The organism is Haliea alexandrii, from assembly GCF_003719295.1.
GTDB lineage: Bacteria > Pseudomonadota > Gammaproteobacteria > Pseudomonadales > Halieaceae > Haliea > Haliea alexandrii.
Genome location: NZ_RFLW01000003.1, coordinates 266,325 through 284,916, shown reverse-complemented (window position 1 = coordinate 284,916; position 18,592 = coordinate 266,325). Strand labels below are relative to the sequence as shown.

Sequence of the window (18,592 nt, the reverse complement as noted above, 5' to 3'; positions counted from 1 at the left end):
TTTTGTAACGTACACGGGTTCCAGTCTGCATGCCTTTGGAACCTGTCTTGATAAAAACAGGACTGGCAATGTTTGAACTGGATCCAGCGGCGAGTTACATGATGCCCGCGCATTTCGGCGCGCGGCCGTTTTCCCCCAGGGCTTCTGGCTGGTACAGAGACGTCACCAGTATGGTGGTATCTTTCGTGACCGATCGAGACAAATTGGCCAAATACCTCCCTGCGCCTTTTTCTGTGGCAGAGGATGCCGTGGTCACGATTACGTATGCCTGCAACCGCGAGGTAGACTGGCTCGCAGGGCATGGCTACAACCTGGTCGCGGTAAGCGCAGCGGCTGAGTTCGAGGGCGATGATGACACGCTGTCGGGCGACTATACCCTGGTCATGTGGGAGAACCTCGCTGATCCCATCCTCACGGGCAGGGAGTTACAGGGAATACCCAAAGTCTTCGCCGACATTCAGGATCACAGTGTCATTGCCGGGGCGTGGCACACCAACGCCAGTCACTTTGGCCACAAGTTTCTTGATATCGATATTGCACACTTGCGCGAACCTACTGCAGCTGAGATTGCCGCCAATGAAGAGGTAACCCGGGGCAGGGATAACCCCATGGCCTGGCGCTTTTTTCCCGGCGTCGGTGGCTTCAACGAGGGCACGAACGAGTTCACCACGTTTCCGTCTGAAAACGTGATCAAGGAAGCCTGGGTGGGAGAAGGTGCTGCGAAATGGCAACAGCTGTCCTGGGAGCAAAACCCCACCCAGTACCATATAGTCAACGCGCTGGCCGACCTGCCGGTAGTCGCCTGGCGTCCGGCACTGGTGGTGCGCGGCAGTACAAACCTGATTGTCCCCGACAGGTTGCCGCGAGTGATCCGCTAATGCCGCTCAATGAGATCAAACGCGTCTGTTACGTTGGAGCCGGGACCATGGGTTGCTATAACGCCTTGGCCGCGGCCATCTGCGGCTATGAGGTCGCCTTGTATGATGTGGATGAGGCGACGCTGGATCAGGTAGCGCAGCGGCAAAGTGAATTTGCAGCGATGTTCGTAGGCGGGGGATATTGTGCCCAGGAGGACATAGCCCCGGCGTTGGCGCGCGTGCGTATTTGCGCGGACCTGGGCGACGCGACTGCAGCTGCCGACCTGGTCAGCGAATCGGTTTATGAGCGACTGGACGTGAAGCGCGCCATCCACCGGCGGCTGGATGAAGTCTGCCCCCCCGGGACCATTCTCACCACCAATTCCTCCGTATTACTGGTTTCCCAGATTGAGGACGTGGTTTCACGGGGTGACCGCTTTGCCGCGCTGCACTCCCATTTGGGGTCGCCTTTGGTGGATGTTGTACCTGGGCCGAGGACAGATGCAGCGGTTATCGACTTGTTGCGGCGTTACGTCCTCAGTATCAACGGGGTTCCCCTGGTACTGCAAAAAGAATATCCCGGTTACGTGCTGAATGCGCTGTTGGGGCCCGCTTTGAGCACCGCACAGGCGCTGATGCTGGACGGTGCTGCTGGTATTGAGGATGTTGACCGTACCTGGATGATTGACCGGAATGCGGCCATGGGTCCCTTCGGAATGATTGATCTCTTTGGGCTGGGCGTCATTTTGGACAGCTGGGAAGATGCGGGAAGGAAGCACCATTTGCCCGCACTTCGGGAACGCGCCATTCAGTTCCTGAGAAGCTATACAGAGAAGGGGAAGCTGGGTATGAAGGCGGGTGAGGGCTTTTACCAGTACCCGCAACCGGCCTATCAGCACCCGGACTTTTTACACTCTGCTAATCCCGGTAGCCCGTCCGAAGTGGTTTCCGGCGCTTTAAATGTGGCCCTGATTGGCAATGCTGTCCTGATCGCGATGGCCGGGGTAGCGCAGCCCGGGGAGATAGATCGGGCATGGAAGGTAGGTACTTATCTTGATGCAGGCCCATTTGAGATACTCGCCAAACTGGGGCACGAGTCGTTCCAGGCCGCGGTGGAACAAGAGGTGGGCGCATCGCGCATAGACCGCCGGAAGGCCGCGCTTGTCCTGACCTATTTGAACGCTGAAGAAATAGGTGAATGAGCTCTCAACCGGGTAAAAACGATGCGTTGCGCTCGCGCATCGGCAAGGCAGCGGAAATTCCTCTGCGTGTTCGCCTCTACTATGGCGTAGGTCAGCTCTCGGACGGGATTAAACAATCCGCCTTCAGCACATTTCTTTTCTTTTACTACAACCAGGTGCTGGGTCTGCCGGGGAGCCTGGCCGGCCTGGCCGCATTGCTGGCGCTGATGGTCGACGCCATCACAGATCCGATGGTGGGGCAGGTATCCGACCGCTTCCGCTCGCGCTGGGGCAGGCGGCACCCTTTCATGCTCGCCGGCGCGATACCCTTTGGCCTGGCCATGGCGATGCTGTTCAATCCGCCGGGTGCGCTGGGAGAGATGGGGCTGTTCAGCTGGATGTTGGGCGGCGCCATCGCGGTGAGGCTTATGTTGACGCTGTTCTTCGTTCCCCACCTGTCCCTGGGGGCTGAACTGGCCACGGACTATCATGGGCGCACTTCGTTGATCGGTTACCGCGTGTTTTTTACCTACGCCGGTATTCTGGTAACCAGCGTTATTGGCTTTGCGGTTTTTTTTCCCCCCTCTGAGAGCTTCGCAAACGGTATGCTCAACCCTGCCAGCTATCCAGCCTTCGGCCTGTTTTGCGGAGTACTGGGTACGGTAGCGATGCTTTTGTCAGTCTTTGGGACGCGTAAATCGATTCCTTATCTGAGCAAGCCGGTAACAATGGCATCAGACCGCACGCCACTGCTGGCGCTGCTGGACGTATTCAGCACATTGAAACAGCATTCCTTTCGCATCCTGTTCGCCTCGGTGCTGATTTTCAGCACGCTCGCCGGCGTCACCCAGACACTGTTGGTGTATGTGGCGACTTATGTCTTCGAGTTCCAGCCCGAACACCTGGCGGGCCTGGCGAGTTCTGTGCTGGTAGGTATTATCTTTGCCTCGCTGGTGGCACAGTCGCTGTCGCGCCGGTTCGACAAGAAAAAGGCGTTGGCGATCTGTGCGATTACCGGGGGCGTCTTCGCCTTCTCGCCACAGATTCTCTACTTTGGCGGCTTGCTTCCGCTGATGAGCACGACCACCAAGTTCCTGTTGATTTTTGTCGTCAATGGCGTCTCACAGGTGTTTTTCATCGCTTATATCATTCTCCTGGACTCCATGCTTTCAGACAGTATCGACGAGCATGAGCTGGACAGCGGCAAGCGCGAAGAAGGGCTGTTTTTTGCCGCACGCTCGTTTGCCACCAAGGCCAGCTACGGGCTGGGCAGTTTCTTTGCCGGCGTGGGCCTGGACATTATTCGCTTCCCTCGCAGTGCCACGCCAGACACGGTGTCACAGGAGGCTGTACTCAGCCTTGCGGTATTCTCTGGCCCGGTGATGCTGATACTCTTTGTCGCCACGGTGCTGGTTTCCAATCGTTACCCGATGACCGGGCGGCGTCATCAGGAGATTATGGCGGGCATTGCCGCGGGTAAGAGCGGCTAAGCCAGGCTGTCTTGCAACTTTTTGTATGGGTTGTTGTGTGCAGGCGATTTTGGCGCGGTTGCAGACCTTCAGCGATATGTTCGCACCCGTCGGGCGTCAAGATAAAGAAAAGGGCAGGTTGAGTGCTGTGCGAAAAAAACTGTTAAAACTATTGGCCGGGCTTGTCTTGCTCGCTGCTGCGGTTGTCGCGGCCGGGGCCTGGTGGTTGTTCTCTTCTCCTGCATACCAAGGGCCTGAACCTGAGGGGCGTCTGGAACACGGGTCGCTGGAGCACCGGGGCAAGGTGCGGACGTGGCAAACGTATGCGCCATCTTCCCTGGCGGGTCAGCCGCCGGTGCTTTTCGTTTTGCATGGGTCCATGGGCAGTGCCACCCAGATGCGCAAAGCCAGCTATCGCGCGTTTGAACTGCTGGCTGACCGTGAGGGTCTGGTGATTGTCTATGCAGATGGTTATGAGAACCACTGGAATGATTGCCGGGGCGGCGCCTCATACAGCGCTAACCTTGAAAATATTGATGACGTGGGTTTCTTCCGCGCCCTGGTCGCGGTGCTCGAAGAGCGCTACAACGCCGACCCGCGCCATGTCTACGCGACAGGGCTCTCCAACGGCGGGCATATGGCCTTCCGTCTCGCGCTGGAGGCGCCTGATTTGATTGCTGGCATTGCGCCCATCGCGGCCAATCTGCCTGTGCCGGACAACATGGACTGTGAGCCGTCTGGCAAGGCGGTCGCGACACTGATCATCAATGGCACAGAGGACCCCGTCAATCCGTATGCAGGAGGCCTGGTTGATGTGTTCGGCGAGACCAGTCGCGGGCATGTCCTGTCGAGTTTTGATACCGCGCGCTACTGGGCGGCATTAGCGGGCTACAGTGGGGCCGCACAGCAGCAGGCCTGGGATGACCGGGCGCCGGATGACGGCACCACCATCACCAGCGCCAAGTGGTCCTCACCTACTGGTGTGTCGGTCGGGCTAATCACCGTGAAAGGGGGAGGCCACTCGGTGCCGAACGAAAAATACCGGTTGCCACGAATACTGGGTAGAACCAGCCACGAGTTCACAACCGCAGAGGTCATCTGGGCGTTTTTCTCCGGCGACACCGACCTGCGGTAAAAGGGCGACCTCGTCCGGACAGGATGACCGACTCAATTACGCTCTACAATCGCTCCACCTGGGGAGCAAATCAAGAGATTCACGAATCTGCCACCCCCTGTCACCTGTGTGACAGTGCGCTGTTTCTTTTTGCGTTTACATTGACTGTATCCGAAGTGCCACATCGCCAGATTGCGCTTAAGTATAAATAAGTGATTGGCGATGAAATGCGTAAACACCGGCAAGTACATACCCGCGATAGCTATCCAGGAAGCCTTTGGTCCTCCACTTGTTGACGGCTATACGCGCAAGGGATGTCCGCGCTAATAAATAATCAGTATGAGGGGTTCTCATGAGTTTTAACCGCAAGAAAATATTGGTACGAGCATTGGCGGCCGCAGGGGTGGGTTTGACCGCGTCTACCGCCAGTGCGCAAATGGTGCTGGAAGAAATAGTCGTCGTGGCCAACCGAGTGGAATCCAACCTCATGGAAACCGCCACAGCGGTCACCGCGTTTGATGCCGAAATGCGCGATCAGTTGGGCATCGAGAATGCCCAGGATATTGCGGTGCGCACACCCTCTCTCACCGTCGCCCCCAGCCGTATCAGCATCCGTGGAGTCGGGCGCGCAACCGTTGCATTGGGATCTGACCCGGGTGTCGGGCTCTATTGGGATGGCGTGTACAACACGGAAAGTGATGTGTTCAGCTACTCGAACTTCCTCGATATCGACCGTATTGAAGTGCTGCGCGGCCCACAGGGCACGCTCTACGGGCGCAACTCCATCGGCGGCGCAATCAACTTTATCAGCAAACAGCCGACGCAAGCGTGGGAAGGTAAAGTCGTTGCGGAACTCGGCAATTACGACTCCTATATTCTCCAGGGTATTGTTAGCGGGCCTGTCACCGACAAGTTATCCGTGCTCGCCGCTCTGTCGCAAATTGAACGCAAAGAGGGGTTTCAGGAGGATGTAGACAGTGGTCGGGATTACGATCTGGCGGAGAGTACCTACGGCACTATCGCGTTCAACCACGACACCACTGAGGGCTGGAGTAACTCTTTAAAGGTCTTTACTCGCGATGGCAGTACCACGCCAGAAAACCCCTATGTGCTTGATGCGTTCTCGACTGACTTTATTCAGCCTGTAAACGATGTGGACACCGGAGCCCAGTTGAACTTTGGCGGCTTTTTTCCGGGCGAAAGTTTTGTTAACACCCTGCAGGGGATGGCGCGGGACAACCCCGCCCTGCGAGATGATAAGGATGTTTCAATCGATCGTAAGCCCTTCGTTGATAATGAGCGTGATACCGCTATTTTCATCAGCGACTACGATGCTGACAGTTTCGCGCTGAAGTACACCTTCGGTTATTCCAAATTCGAATACGCGTCTGATTACGACGCAGACCTGATCCGTGCCCAGGATTCCGGTCTCGACTGGAGTCAGTTGTTTCTGACGCCCGGCCTACCCATATCTGCGCTCACGGGTTACACATTGACACCCGCCGATACCACTCGCCCGTTTTCCCAGGACGCGAGGTTCACCTCCCATGAACTGCAGTTCATTAGCGATCTTGGTGGCGCTATAAACTTTATTGGTGGCCTCTATTACTACGAAAGTGAAGAAGATCAGGCACTTGCGTTTATCGAGCATAACCAGGAGTTGCGGGAGACCTATGCAGTGCTGGCAAACTTTGTAGGTGGCGGGCCGGTGCCGGTCGATGTGGAGAATGGCTACCTGTTTAACGGTGCCGCCACCGTCGATACCACCTCCTACGCGGCTTATGGCCAGGTGAACTGGGATCTCACCCAGGACACGGTGCTGACCGTGGGGCTGCGCTATACCTACGATGAAAAAGATGCCAGTGACAATTATTTCGTGCAATGGGTAGGAGACCCGGACGATCCAACGGTTTATCGGGATATCAAGGATGACTGGAACAAAGTGACTTGGCGCATTGGGCTGGACCACTTCTTCAATGACGATCACTTTGTCTATGGATTTGCCGCAACGGGGTATCGTTCAGGTGGATTTAACCTGATGACTCCCACTGGTGGTGACGAGGTCGGTTCTGTAGACCCCGAGGATCTGCTGTCCTTTGAAATTGGCTACAAGGGTAGCTTTTGGGATCAGCGCCTGAACCTGACAACCGCTGCTTACTTCTACGACTACAGCGATCTGCAGGTACTCAAGTCGGATATCATCGAAGGCGTCCCTCTTACTGTTTATGAAAACGCTGAAGAAGCCGAGGCATGGGGGCTAGAGGCGGAACTGATTGCGCTTCTCACTGAGGGCCTGACCTTCAGTATGGCAGCGTCTTATAACGACACTGAGTACAAGGATTTCGAGTCGGTAGACAACAACGCCTGCAGCCTCGGTCCACTCAGGGAGGGTAACGGTCTGGACCCGCTGTGCACCGGCACACAGGACCTTTCTGGCAACAGCTTCCCTTTGGCACCGGAAACCAGTTTCTCTGCCAACCTGATTTATAACTGGGAAATGCTGTCACTGGACTGGACGGCTACCACCAGCTACATGTTTACCGACGAGCAATACACCTCGGTGTTTAACAACGATGATTATGATCTGCTCGACAGTTACGATCGCTGGGACGCGCGACTCACTGCCGGTTCAACTGACCTGACCTGGGAAGTCACGGCCTATGTCAAAAATATCGGCGACGACCGCGAAGTCTTCTTTAAAGAGCGCCCTAGCACCATCAATGACACCACTGCTTACAGCCTGACAGCGCCGCGTACCTATGGGCTCAGGTTGACTTACAACTTCTAGACGCGTGGAAGACACCAGGGCACTGCCATGAGAGCACGCGCGGGATACTACCTGCTCAGCATGCTGGTGTTAGCAAGCAGTGGGCTTTCGCTGATCACTTTCGCCGGGGAGACTGCAGGGGTTGATCGTGAGGCTGTAGTAATCTGGAGCCAGGGCGTCCGCCTGGCTGGAGATATTTACAAGCCTGGCAATATGGCAGCAGATCAGAAGCTGCCCGGCATCCTGCTGGTTCCGGGCTGGGGTGGCAGTAAAGCGAATGTGGGGAAGAATTATGCCGTCCATTTCGCAGCAGCCGGGTTTATTGTGCTGGCCTTTGATTTCAAAAGTTGGGGCGAAAGTGACGGGCCCTTGATGGCTTCCGCGAAGTTGGCCCCTGCCGAAGAAGCGGTTGAAGGCGAGGTGAGAGCCGTTCACATACGCAAGGTAGTGAACCCTTTCTCAATGTCGGCAGACGTGCGCGCAGCGCTGCATTACCTTGGTGGTGAACCACAGGTTGTGCCCGACAGTCTGGGTTTATTTGGGACGTCCATGGGTGGGGCATTGGCATTGGTCACCGCCACAAGTGACGATCGTATCAAGGCCTATGTCAACCAAATGGGGCCGGTCAACTATGCCTATAACCTGAGGGACTTACCCTCTGGGCTGATGAGGCTGGCCGAAACCAGGGCCGCGCGAGGCGATATTCCGCCTTACCCGCGGCCAGAAGGAAATAGCGATGCAAAACTCAAAGGCTACCCTGATTGGGTTGCGCTAAAGCACTTTAATCCGCTGGCCAGCCTTGATCGACTCACTGCACCCACCCTGATCATAGAAGCCGAGGGAGAGACACTCTACGACCCGGCCTATAACGGAGAGCAGATGTACAATGCCATTAAAGACCGTCTGCCTTCGCGTTATATCACCTTTCCCGGCGGGCATTATGATATGTACACAGGTGACAACCTGAGTTCCGCACGCAAGGAAGCCATGAATTGGTTTATCCAACACCTGCTTTAATCTGATTTTTACAAGCAAGCAGGTTCAATAAATCGGCACTATTGAAAGTCAAAGAGTGTTGTTTGACGGTAAAAACCAGGGTGCTTTGCCTTACAAAGCAAATACCACTATAGAACAGCTATTCATTTCACAAGGTGAAGGTTACGTGGCCCTGTTTAATCACTTTAGTCGCTCAGCAATGCGGGGAGACCTGCTCTGGTTGATGGCGCTCGTAGGCAGTGTTTGCTGAGGCCATCGCTGCCTTGTGCCAACATGGTGGTTCCGCCTTGGGTCCCCATGGTGCGGAACGAACCAGATTGGGGCAGTAGCTTGAGTAATGCCACGTCCAAGGCGTGCAGTAAAACTGCTGTTGGAGATCAGATCTGCTGGGTGTGTTCCTGCGTGCGTCTCTTCCTTGCGTCTTCGCAGTCCTAATCGGTTGCTGTCGGAAAGCAGAGTCAGCGCAACACTACCAATATTGTGGTCAGCGAGAGGGGGCGTGAATGATTTAATAGAATGACGATTGAGCGCTTCCCTGGAATTCGGATTGGACATTCTTGGGACCACCATGGGACCACCTTCACGCCTTTAGATGCCCTCAAATGCCAGGCACATTTTTTAACTCTCTGATTTAAAGGGCATTAGGAGGCATTGCGAGGCGGAAAATGGCATAGCTCAGGGTTCGAATCCCTCGTACCCAAAGGGTTTAGCAGAACATCCAGAGGAATATATTCAAGAAATTTCTGAGCATGGTATTTTTCATGGTATTGTCGATTTACAGGAAAATAAGCCTTTGATAGTAAGAGAGAAAAAAGTCTTATTTATAATCGAGTGGGAGTGACGGGCACTGTTGCGCATCGACATTTGGTCGGGGCGCGGCGCGCAGTCTGGCAGAGTATGTGGAGGGTCGGGGATTCTTCAGTCATGCGCGCGCACAGCCTGCTCTAGCATTTCGCGACCGCCATCCGAGGATCAGCCCGCCGATCAGGATTGGACCCGTGCCAATGGCCATCCAGAGAAGCATGCGCTCAACGGCCATGATAAACATAAGGCTGTCGATATTGCCCGTCTTCCAGAAGACCCATTCCCCAGCCATTCGGGTTGCCAGACTGTCGCTCCCAGTCGAGAGGATAACGATTCCGTTGCCATTGGCTGGGTCGAAACGAGCGACTGTGTTGATGGCAGGGCCGTTATTGCCGTCATGGCCTATGATGTATCCCGCCTCATTGTTGGGAGCATAGAGCATCAATCCCAATCCCCAGATATCGGCACCCATCTGTGAGGCATGAGGCGTCCGCATCAGCTGAAGTGCGTCGTCTGACAAGACAGATTGCCCATCCTCCTCCATCTGCGCGGTAATGAAGGTGGAAAGATCCTCTGCTGATGTGAACAGCGATGTGGCCGCAAGCGCGGTATACCACCGAAAAGGTTCGGTCTGTCCTGCCAGGTCATAATTTTCAGCGAGCCCATTCTCTATGGCCATTTTATGATCGAAGGTCGTTTGCTCCATGCCGAGCGGCTCGAAGATGCGCGTTGTCATGAAGTCGTTAAACGGCATGCCAGAAACGTCTTCAATTAATAGTTGGAGAAGCGTATAGCCCCCTCCGGAATAGCTCCATCCGGATCCTGGTTCGCCTCCAAGTTTCACGATTCCAGTGTTTCCGGACGAAGCGTCAAGGGCCCGGGTTAGGGATGCTTCCAGAGTCTGAACATCCTCAGGCTTGTCAAAGCCATCGTAGCCAAGACCATCATCCAGTCCGGCAGTGTGGCTCAGAAGGTTGCGTACAGTGATGGCAGAGTTGTCGAATTCGCTCGGCGGCAACTGCCAGCGTTTGAGGTAGTTTGAGACAGGTAAGTCGAGGCTGATCTGCCCGTCCTCTACGAGCACCATAACGCCCCAGCTCGTGAGCCACTTTCCGAGGGACGCGACTTGAAAGACTGAGGACTTATCAACGGGCGCGCCGGAAGACATGAAGTAGCTTGCAGCCACCTCATTCTCCTCAATCAGGATCATTGCGAAATTACCAATGTGAGTTTGCGCCACCGTACGTTCTACGGCATCGAGAAAGGATGTAGCTGAGGCCTTCCCTACAATAGGTGATTTGAACCAACCCTCGCTGGCGGCAAGAAATATCGACGCGTTCCAGACGATGAGCGTGATGAGTGTCGTGAAAAACAGAATGAGAAATTTAGCCACTGGAAATATCCTTCTGGTCAGGCGCCGCGTAGACAGATAGAGACATCTCGCAGGGCGCGTCGCGCAAAGGGAGCAGTGCCTGATAGGCAGCACTGGCATGCCAGGCTATTGCGGCATCCGGGTCTGTAAATGCGAATATGGCCGTGATACTGCTACCGGGCGTGCCCGTGAGCGTGGCTTTTAGTTTGCCTTTCTGGACCAGTGTGCCGCCATAGGGCGCGAAGGTTGGTGCGGCTTGAGCGCCGTAGACGGCAAATTTCTCAGCATCTTTGATGGAGCCGCTTGCAATCAAGTAAGTAGACATTTCATTTCCTTTTCTAATGTGTGAAGTTTCGATGTGCGAACGGCGATGGGTATCAAACCTGACCAGTTTTGATGAGCATGACGGCTGTAATGATGTAAATGCCGGCTGTCAGGATACTCCCGACCGATCGGACGTGGTTGAGCCTGGTCCAAACGCGGCCGTATTCCACCCAGTAGGCCGCCGCCTCAGCGGAAGTGTGAGCAAGGCCTTCGAGCTTGTTATTCATTGGTACGTTGCCGAACATCGTCATAAGAAAAACGGTTGGAAGGTAAACAAGTGGCGCAAGGATAATCATGATGAGCGCTGTGCCGTTGAAAACGGTCATGGCGTAAATGGCGAACAGGACGGATAGGGCCGGGATTAACAGAATTCCGGCAACGAACTGGCTTTTGAGAGCTGTTCTGTTGATATTCTGCATCGCCTCAATGCCGCCTGCGTGTGCTGTTCTCAGCAATCCGGACATGACGAATTCGGAGAAGGCTGAAAATACACCTCCAATCACAGCGCTCCAAAGCGCCAGAAAAAGGCAGAAGTAGAGTGTCCATTCATAGTTCATGATTTCTTTTCCAGACCGCTAATCCGGTCAGCAACAGTGTGGCTGTGACAGCACAGAGAGCGCAAAATTGCTTGCGAGTCATACGATCACCCCTCTTCCCGATACGCGCATTGGCCGGGACACTTGGGATCGTCGTTGCAGCAAGATCAAAAGCCCCACAGACGCCATAGATAATTCAAGCACCGTGGCGCCGAGCAACGAGGCGGACGGTATGCCGTCCAAGACGATGCTGACCAGACGTGCGACACCAAATGTGCCGAAGACGAGCAAGCTGAGTTGTGCTGCCTGGGCACGTCTCGCTTGTCGGAACGCGCCCATCAGGACAAGAATGCCACTTCCTGCCAGCAGAGCGCCCGGTGCCCGAATTTCCGAAAGTAGATTCGGATGACTACCTAGCGCAACTCCATTCGCCGCGTGGAATGCAGTTGGCGCGAACAAGATCGCTGTGCCAATCGCAAACAATAGTAGCCCTGCGATAACAAAGTAGACTCGGAATATTGTCTTCTTCATGCAAGCTTCCTCGCGGGATCAGTTTCCCATACGCCCCGTTCGGCGATTCGATTTGCGAAGGCAGAGAAGTCGGCCGGCTCGCGTCCCAATGCACGTTGCACACCATCGGCGAGGTAGGCATTGCGACCATCAAGTACGGTGTCGAACAAGTAGTTTAGTAGCCACGCGATTTCGCCGGGTGCAGCCGACTGGGCAATAGCGTTGGCGAATGACTCGCTGGGTATCTGGACAAAAGCTACGGGACGCTTCGCCGCGAAAGAAATTTCACTCGCGAGGTCCGTAAAGGTCATCAGCCGTGGTCCGGTTACCTCATAGATTTCATGCGTATGGCCCTCTTCGGTTAGTGCGGCGACTGCGACATCGGCTATGTCGTTGATATCAATGAACGGCTCCGGAATGTCTGCTGCGGGAAGCGTGATGGCGCCATCGAGGACCATGCCAGTGAACTCTCCTTCTGAGAAGTTCTGCATGAACCAGCTTGCACGCACGATCGTCCACTCAAGATCGGTTTCCTGAACAATGCGTTCACACGCCTGGGCTTCTTCTTCGCCACGGCCGGACAACAATACAAAGCGTTTCACGCCCGTCGCTATGGCTTGGCTTACAAACTCGCGAATCGTGTCTGTCGCCCCGGGTACGGCAAGATCGGGGGCGTAACTCAGGTAGACGCTGGCAACATTGTCGAGTGCAGCTTTCCACGTACTGGTGTCGCTCCAATCGAATGGAGTCGAAGCAGCACGTGATCCGATACGCACAGGTATACCTTTATTGCGTAGTTGGTCAGCGACGCGCCGTCCGGTTTTCCCGGTTCCTCCGAGAACTAGGATTTCTTTGTGCATGAGAATCTCCTGGTGGTTGTTGGTGGCCGCGATAGCGGGTTTGGATCTCGGCAGAAACTGTAGCTGGGGGCGCGCCACGTGCCCATTCGAGAAACGATCAAAGTCATACGAAATCGTCTAGAATTGCTGAATGGACAATCTTGGTGGACTCTTGGATGCACCGCGCGCTCGGGGTGCCTTCGCGCTACGCACGGTTATGAGCGAACCGTGGTCTATGCGTATTCTCGCGGAATCGCCGCTAACGCTGATCGCTGGTATCTCCGGACGCTGTTGGGTGATTCCGGACGAAGGCGATCCGATTCAGGTTCATCCCGGCGACATCGTGGTTACACGTTCGCCGGACCATTACAACGTAGCGGATTCACCGACGACATCACCAACGATTCTGATCCATCCTGGCCAGAATTGTTGTGATCTGGATGGCAACTCGATGCTCGAGTCGATGACCCAAGGCACGCGCACTTGGGGCAACAGCGCGCAAGGAAAAACGGTATTTTTGGTTGGTGCTTACGAGCACCTCAGTGACATCAGCGACCGATTGTTGCGCGCGCTGCCGCCAGTGATCTACGTGCCGGTGGATGATTGGGATTCTCCTTTGGTGCCTATGTTGTGTGATGAGGTAGTGAAGGATGAGCCGGGACAGGCCGCAGTGCTGGACCGGCTACTCGACCTGCTCGTCACGGCAGTACTTAAAGCATGGTTCGCAAAAAATGAAGCTAACCGGCCGGAATGGTGGCGTTTTCAGGGCGACCGAGTCGTGGAGCGTGCTTTGCGTCTCATGCACGATTATCCCGCTCGGCAATGGACCATGGCAGCGCTCGCCGCAGAGACAGGTGCATCTCGCGCATCACTGGCTCGAAAATTCAGCGATCTGGTTGGGGAGCCGCCCATGACCTTTCTGAAGAATTGGCGCATGGCGTTGGCGGCGGACTTACTGTGCTTGCCCAATGAATCTGTTGGCACTGTTGCGGAGAAGGTGGGCTACTCTTCCGCCTACGCATTCAGCGCGGCATTTAAACGTGTTCGGGGAATTAGTCCGCAGGCGCACCGTAGGCAAAGTGCGTTCTAAGCGCCACGAGTACTGCGCCAGGCAAGTTCAACCAGGCTCGGCACTGACTGACTCTGAAGCCAGGAATTCACTCTGAGCCCTCTGTTCAAAGGGCCTGAAAGCAGCACTCGTTTTTTCGGGATAATACGGGGCCACCCAATACCGCCGACAGCGCTGAGTAGGCTCCCTTTCACTGATGTGCATTGAAGTCTCATGCTATTTCAGTTCTGTCATGCGTCCACTGTTACGAAGTCGCTTAGTATCAACCTGATTGTTTCACTTTCCCTACGCGTCAAAGCGCGCTTTTCCCGCGCGCATTGCGGGAAACGCCGCGCAGACGTTTAAGCAAAGTCCCGCCAGGCTGGGTTTGCTGCGGAAGGTTGCTCATATCGCTGCTTGTAATTCCGGAATGGCCAGATCCCACAGCGTTGCCGAAGGCGTGGTCGTGCTCGTGATAGGAGTTGCCACAGGCAAAAACCGTTGGTCTCCCAGCAAAGTATTTATTTTTCCGCATATGCTGGCAGAGCAAGGTATCGGGTTGGCGGATCTCAGTACAGAAGTTCTGGCATTATTCTTAGCTATTGCTGTGTTGTATCAGAGAGCCCGACAACCCAACTATCGTTTTGGAATATTGTATACCTCAGGGCACCACCAAGACTTCATGTGGCAAACTTATTTATGAAACCCCGCTTCCCAAAATTCCACCGAAGCACAGATTTTATTCGGAACAAAAGGTGGTTGGGCAGATCGCGCGATTAAATCGAGCTGATATTTACGCCTGAGACTTACCGGCCCGCCAGGATACGTTCTTCGCGTGCCGTGTAAAACAAGACGGCGTATGCCGAGCAGCGTCGTCACGTGCTGCAGAAGTGGGCGAACATGAATGATGCCTGTACCTATACGACAATTATGCTGACAGAGGGGGCACAGGCGATGTGCCTTTGCATCGGGTGCATTATGGCAGTGGCATGGTGGTCATCAGTATTGTGGGGGCGAAGTGACAGAGGCGCGATAGGAGCCGGCAGTTCGACCTGTCCACTGCTTAAAGCTGCGGTAAAACGACCGCGGCTCGGTATACCCTAATTTTCCAGCGATGTTCTCCAGTGAAAGGAGGGTATTTCTTAAATAATACAGAGCCAATTCCAGGCGCAGTTCGTTAAGGATTACCTTGTAGTGAGAACCCTCGTCCTGCAATTTTCGCTGCAGCGTCCTGCCACTCATGCCGAGTTTATCAGCTATCAGAGTGCTGGAAGGTGTACTGTCCTTCAACATTAATCGAAGCATGTCCTTGACTTGCTCCGTTACCGTTTTGTTGCAGTCCATGTCCACCACCATTTGTGCGGCATGGTCCAGAAGCGTCTTCAAGAGCTTTTCATTCGCCTGTGGTAGCGGTCGATCCAGCATATCGCGACGGACCAGGATTCCGCTGGCTTGTTGGTTGAATAGAACCTCGCAATTAAATATGTCAGCGTATTCTGCTAGCAGGGCGGGGTCGTCAGGCGGTGCGTGTTCCAGCCAAATACAATCGGCGAATGAAGCCTCCACATGTAAAAAATTGCGGGCGTACTGGTACCAAGACGCTATAACCGTCTCGACTTCGTGTCGACGCGCCATTTTGTCTGTAAATTGGCAAGTCCAACTCAGTAGAACATGATCCGGTAGGTTGAGAGTAGAAGACACACCCATGTCGCCCACTATTTTTTCGTAAATGGGTATTTTGACGATAACCTCGGCCAGGTTGGCGCAACTCATCGTGATATAGCCCAGTACACTGTAAGAGGCGGGCTCTACATAGCGTGCAGCATGCAGGCCCAGACAGGCATCGCCGCTGGCTTGTGCCAATAAAATTACCAGCCGTTGCATCGCGCTGCTGGAAATGCTGCGGTTATTGTCCTTAAGTATCGCACTGTCAACCCCGACCATCTCAAGCAGGGGTAAATAATCAACACCCTGCGCTTGCGCGCAATACAGGTATTGTTTTAAAGCTGGCACAGATGCCTGACCCGGTACTTCCACGGTAGCGTGTTTCCCTAACATGTTCTCATTGGCAGAAAGTGAGACTCCGGTGTCGCTTTCGGACAGTGCAGCCTTATTTCCAGCCTTTAGTATAAACCAGGCCGACGTTGAGTCACATAACGGTGGGTGCGGTTGCACTGTAAGTGGGATGTCCCTGAATCGCCAAGCGCCAGCGTTATTCCGACCTGGTGCCTTGAAAAATACAATAAATAGTCTCATGAGGACCCCATAATGAAGAGTGACAAGAAGCCCAATTCAGCTCATACGATTCTAGCTATCGCGGTGGCTATAACGTCACCAATCGCAAGCGCACAACCTATGCTTGAGGAGGTGCTGGTCACTGCCACAAAGCGTCCCTCGGGCCTGCAGGATGTCCCTGTCGCTTTATCTGTCATGAGTGGTGAAAAGATCACCGAGCAGGGCTTAGACTCGCTTGAAGACCTGGCTATTTTTATGCCCAATGTACACATCGCCGAAGCGGGAGGTGGTGACCAGCTCTTCATCAGAGGCATCGGTTCGGGCGTAAACTATGGCTTTGAGCAGTCGGTGGGCACCTTTATTGATGGCGTCTACTTTGGTCGTGGGCAGGCTTCCCGTTCCACTTTTCTTGATGTTGCCAGAGTTGAGATTCTTAAAGGACCGCAGAGTGCCCTGTTTGGCAAGAATACGATAGCGGGAGCGATTAATATAACGACGGCGGCGCCGGGAGACGAATTCGAAGGATTGATTGAGGCAGGTCTAGAGCCGGAATTTGGCCACTGGAATATAACAACGATGTTGTCTGGCCCGGTCACTGACACATTGGGCGCGCGTTTCGTCATCAAGCGTGATGAAACCGATGGCTATATGGATAATACCCTGCTCGGCCAGGATGAAGTCCAGGGTAAGGATACCGTGGCGCGCCTTGTACTACGTTGGACACCTTCCGATGACCTTGATGTTCGCTTCAAATACGAGATAGGTGAGTCCGAGCGCGTCGGACGGCAGAATATGATTTCTATCGCCTCTGATACGGCCATTTCCCTGTATCAGACCGCAGACCCAAACTTCTCACCCGCGTTTTCATATAACAAGTCCATGGCAAATGTCGGCGACATTCGGTCGGATACCGATGTTCATGACAGTGAGTGGGCTATAGCGGCATTGACCATTGATTGGATGTTGGGCGAGCACACCCTGAACTCGATTACCGGCTATGTCGACTACAGTTTTGATAACTACCTTGATGTAGATTACGGGCCCCTTGCATTCCTGGGCCGTGGACGAGATGAGGCTCACGAGCAGTTCTCACAGGAATTTTTACTTTCTTCGCCAACCGGCGGAGCATTGGAATACCTGGCCGGTTTGTATTATCAGCAGGAAGATCTTCAACACGACAGTTTTACTGACGCGATACTGTCCGCGGCCGGTATTGGCAACGGGAACCTGGATGCCACTGGTGTGGGGTCATTCCAGCAGGATGCAGAGACCTGGTCAACCTTCGTTCAGCTGACCTGGAATGCGAGTGACAATATCCGGGTTATTGGTGGGCTGCGCTACAGTGATGACCAGAAGGAATTTGAGAAAGCGCTTTATGCGAGTGATCCCTTTACGTCAGAGAGAAACCAGCAATTGGCGGGGATTTATGACCAGATACTCAATTTCCAGACAGATCATGAATTTAATTCCAGTGGCGCGGTCGTCTGTAAAACCCTTGCCTATGTGTGTTCTGAGTTTCCGGACTTCACGAACAAACGTGATGAAACCCATTGGACCGGTGACTTTACAGTGCAATGGGACATAACAGATCAGCTCATGAGTTATGTGAAAATCGGCAATGGCTATAAGGCTGGCGGCTTTGACGAGAATAACGTGCGCGGACGAGTCGATCAGGCTGCGTTTGAAGACGAGCGTGTCGAGGGTGTAGAAGTCGGTGCCAAGATGGATCTCTGGGATGGTCGTGCCCGGATGAATATGGCGGCCTTCTCCAGTCAATTTGAAGATGTTCAGGTTAGTACATTTGATGGTAACTCAGGGTTCACTGTGGGTAATGCCGCCAAGGCAGAAACCAGGGGCGTAGAGATAGACGGTACTATTGCGGTCACAGACGCGTTGACGTTGAGTGGGGGTCTTGCCTATCTGAAAGCCGATTACAAGTCGTTTGAAGATGCCGCCTGTAGCGAAGCACAGGTAGTCGACTGGATAGCCGACGGTGGCACTCGGCCTACCTGCACCCAGGATTTGTCCGGGGCGCCATTGCAATTCGCCCCGGAATGGTCTGCCAACCTGGCGGCGGTATATTACGTAAGGGTGACTGATACTCTGGAGATGAAGTTTGGCTTGGACGCCATGTATTCAGATGAATATGTTGTCGCCAACGACCAGGATGACAAACTCAACCAGGATGCCTACTGGAAGTTTAATGCGCGTATCCAGCTCGCTAATATCGGCGATACCTGGAGCCTTGCCCTGGTAGGTAAGAATCTCACCGATGAGAAGACGACGGTTTGGGGTAACGATGTACCGTTAGCGGCGCAGGGATTTTCCGGAACCTACTTCCAGCACATAGATGCACCCCGGAGCTTCCTGTTGCAGGCCAGATACAATTTCTAGCGCGATAAAAAACAGTCGTGGAAAGTCTGGCGAATTCGTATAGAGGCTCATCGCAGGCGCTAGCAGGTGCATGAGCCGATACGGCATGATTTCTCTTAATGCTGACTAATTGACCCAGTGAGCATTAGCTCCTTTACGGAAACGAT

At 54.3% G+C, this 18,592-nt stretch carries 14 protein-coding genes; 8 read left to right on the top strand and 6 right to left on the bottom strand.

The annotated features are described in order from the left end of the window. Positions 1 to 68: 68 nt before the first annotated feature. The 6 genes from EGJ68_RS13660 (at position 69) to EGJ68_RS13635 (ending at position 8,405) form a co-directional block, all read left to right on the top strand. Positions 69 to 878, top strand: a complete 810-nt coding sequence (locus EGJ68_RS13660) for an acetoacetate decarboxylase family protein (RefSeq protein WP_233248821.1) — start codon at positions 69 to 71, stop codon at positions 876 to 878. Further along, positions 878 to 2,059 (top strand): 3-hydroxyacyl-CoA dehydrogenase NAD-binding domain-containing protein, encoded by a 1,182-nt coding sequence (locus EGJ68_RS13655; protein ID WP_123035125.1) that lies wholly within the window; start codon positions 878 to 880, stop codon positions 2,057 to 2,059. Before EGJ68_RS13660 ends, EGJ68_RS13655 begins: the two co-directional genes overlap by 1 nt. After that, complete coding sequence (locus EGJ68_RS13650; RefSeq protein ID WP_123035124.1) at positions 2,056 to 3,528, top strand: MFS transporter; 1,473 nt, start codon at positions 2,056 to 2,058, stop codon at positions 3,526 to 3,528. Before EGJ68_RS13655 ends, EGJ68_RS13650 begins: the two co-directional genes overlap by 4 nt. A 127-nt stretch (positions 3,529 to 3,655) precedes the next feature. Next, positions 3,656 to 4,642 carry an alpha/beta hydrolase family esterase gene (locus EGJ68_RS13645; protein WP_158283665.1) on the top strand — a complete coding sequence of 329 codons (987 nt, stop codon included), beginning with the start codon at positions 3,656 to 3,658 and terminating at the stop codon, positions 4,640 to 4,642. Between the two features lie 331 nt (positions 4,643 to 4,973). Then, on the top strand, positions 4,974 to 7,409 hold the full coding sequence (locus EGJ68_RS13640; protein ID WP_123035122.1) for a TonB-dependent receptor: 2,436 nt from the start codon (positions 4,974 to 4,976) through the stop codon (positions 7,407 to 7,409). A gap of 27 nt (positions 7,410 to 7,436) precedes the next feature. Continuing rightward, positions 7,437 to 8,405, top strand: a complete 969-nt coding sequence (locus EGJ68_RS13635; RefSeq protein ID WP_123035121.1) for an alpha/beta hydrolase — start codon at positions 7,437 to 7,439, stop codon at positions 8,403 to 8,405. 901 nt (positions 8,406 to 9,306) lie between these two features. Here the strand turns inward: EGJ68_RS13635 and EGJ68_RS13630 are convergent. The 5 genes from EGJ68_RS13630 to EGJ68_RS13610 form a co-directional block, all read right to left on the bottom strand. Next, on the bottom strand, positions 9,307 to 10,581 hold the full coding sequence (locus tag EGJ68_RS13630) for a serine hydrolase domain-containing protein (RefSeq protein ID WP_233248820.1): 1,275 nt from the start codon (positions 10,579 to 10,581) through the stop codon (positions 9,307 to 9,309). Further along, entirely contained in the window at positions 10,574 to 10,885 is a 312-nt protein-coding gene (locus EGJ68_RS13625; protein ID WP_123035119.1) for a DUF1330 domain-containing protein, read from the bottom strand. Before EGJ68_RS13625 ends, EGJ68_RS13630 begins: the two co-directional genes overlap by 8 nt. Before the next feature lie 52 nt (positions 10,886 to 10,937). Continuing rightward, on the bottom strand, positions 10,938 to 11,441 hold the full coding sequence (locus EGJ68_RS13620) for an anthrone oxygenase family protein (protein ID WP_123035118.1): 504 nt from the start codon (positions 11,439 to 11,441) through the stop codon (positions 10,938 to 10,940). Between the two features lie 78 nt (positions 11,442 to 11,519). Beyond that, positions 11,520 to 11,951, bottom strand: a complete 432-nt coding sequence (locus tag EGJ68_RS13615; protein ID WP_123035117.1) for a DUF4345 domain-containing protein — start codon at positions 11,949 to 11,951, stop codon at positions 11,520 to 11,522. Then, the gene (locus EGJ68_RS13610) at positions 11,948 to 12,790 is read right to left on the bottom strand and encodes an SDR family oxidoreductase (RefSeq protein WP_123035116.1); all 843 of its coding nucleotides are present in this window, start codon (positions 12,788 to 12,790) and stop codon (positions 11,948 to 11,950) included. The genes EGJ68_RS13615 and EGJ68_RS13610 overlap by 4 nt, the downstream gene beginning before the upstream one ends. A gap of 130 nt (positions 12,791 to 12,920) precedes the next feature. Here EGJ68_RS13610 and EGJ68_RS13605 point away from each other — a divergent pair, with 130 nt between their 5' ends. Further along, complete coding sequence (locus tag EGJ68_RS13605) at positions 12,921 to 13,859, top strand: AraC family transcriptional regulator (RefSeq protein WP_123035115.1); 939 nt, start codon at positions 12,921 to 12,923, stop codon at positions 13,857 to 13,859. A 957-nt stretch (positions 13,860 to 14,816) separates the two neighbouring features. Here EGJ68_RS13605 and EGJ68_RS13600 read toward each other — a convergent pair. After that, positions 14,817 to 15,854: an AraC family transcriptional regulator gene (locus tag EGJ68_RS13600; RefSeq protein ID WP_233248819.1), complete on the bottom strand. Its 1,038-nt coding sequence runs from the start codon at positions 15,852 to 15,854 to the stop codon at positions 14,817 to 14,819. A 231-nt stretch (positions 15,855 to 16,085) separates the two neighbouring features. Between EGJ68_RS13600 and EGJ68_RS13595 the strand changes: the two genes are divergently transcribed. Beyond that, a complete protein-coding gene (locus tag EGJ68_RS13595; protein WP_123035113.1) occupies positions 16,086 to 18,446 on the top strand; it encodes a TonB-dependent receptor in 2,361 nt (786 codons plus the stop codon). Positions 18,447 to 18,592: the final 146 nt, after the last annotated feature.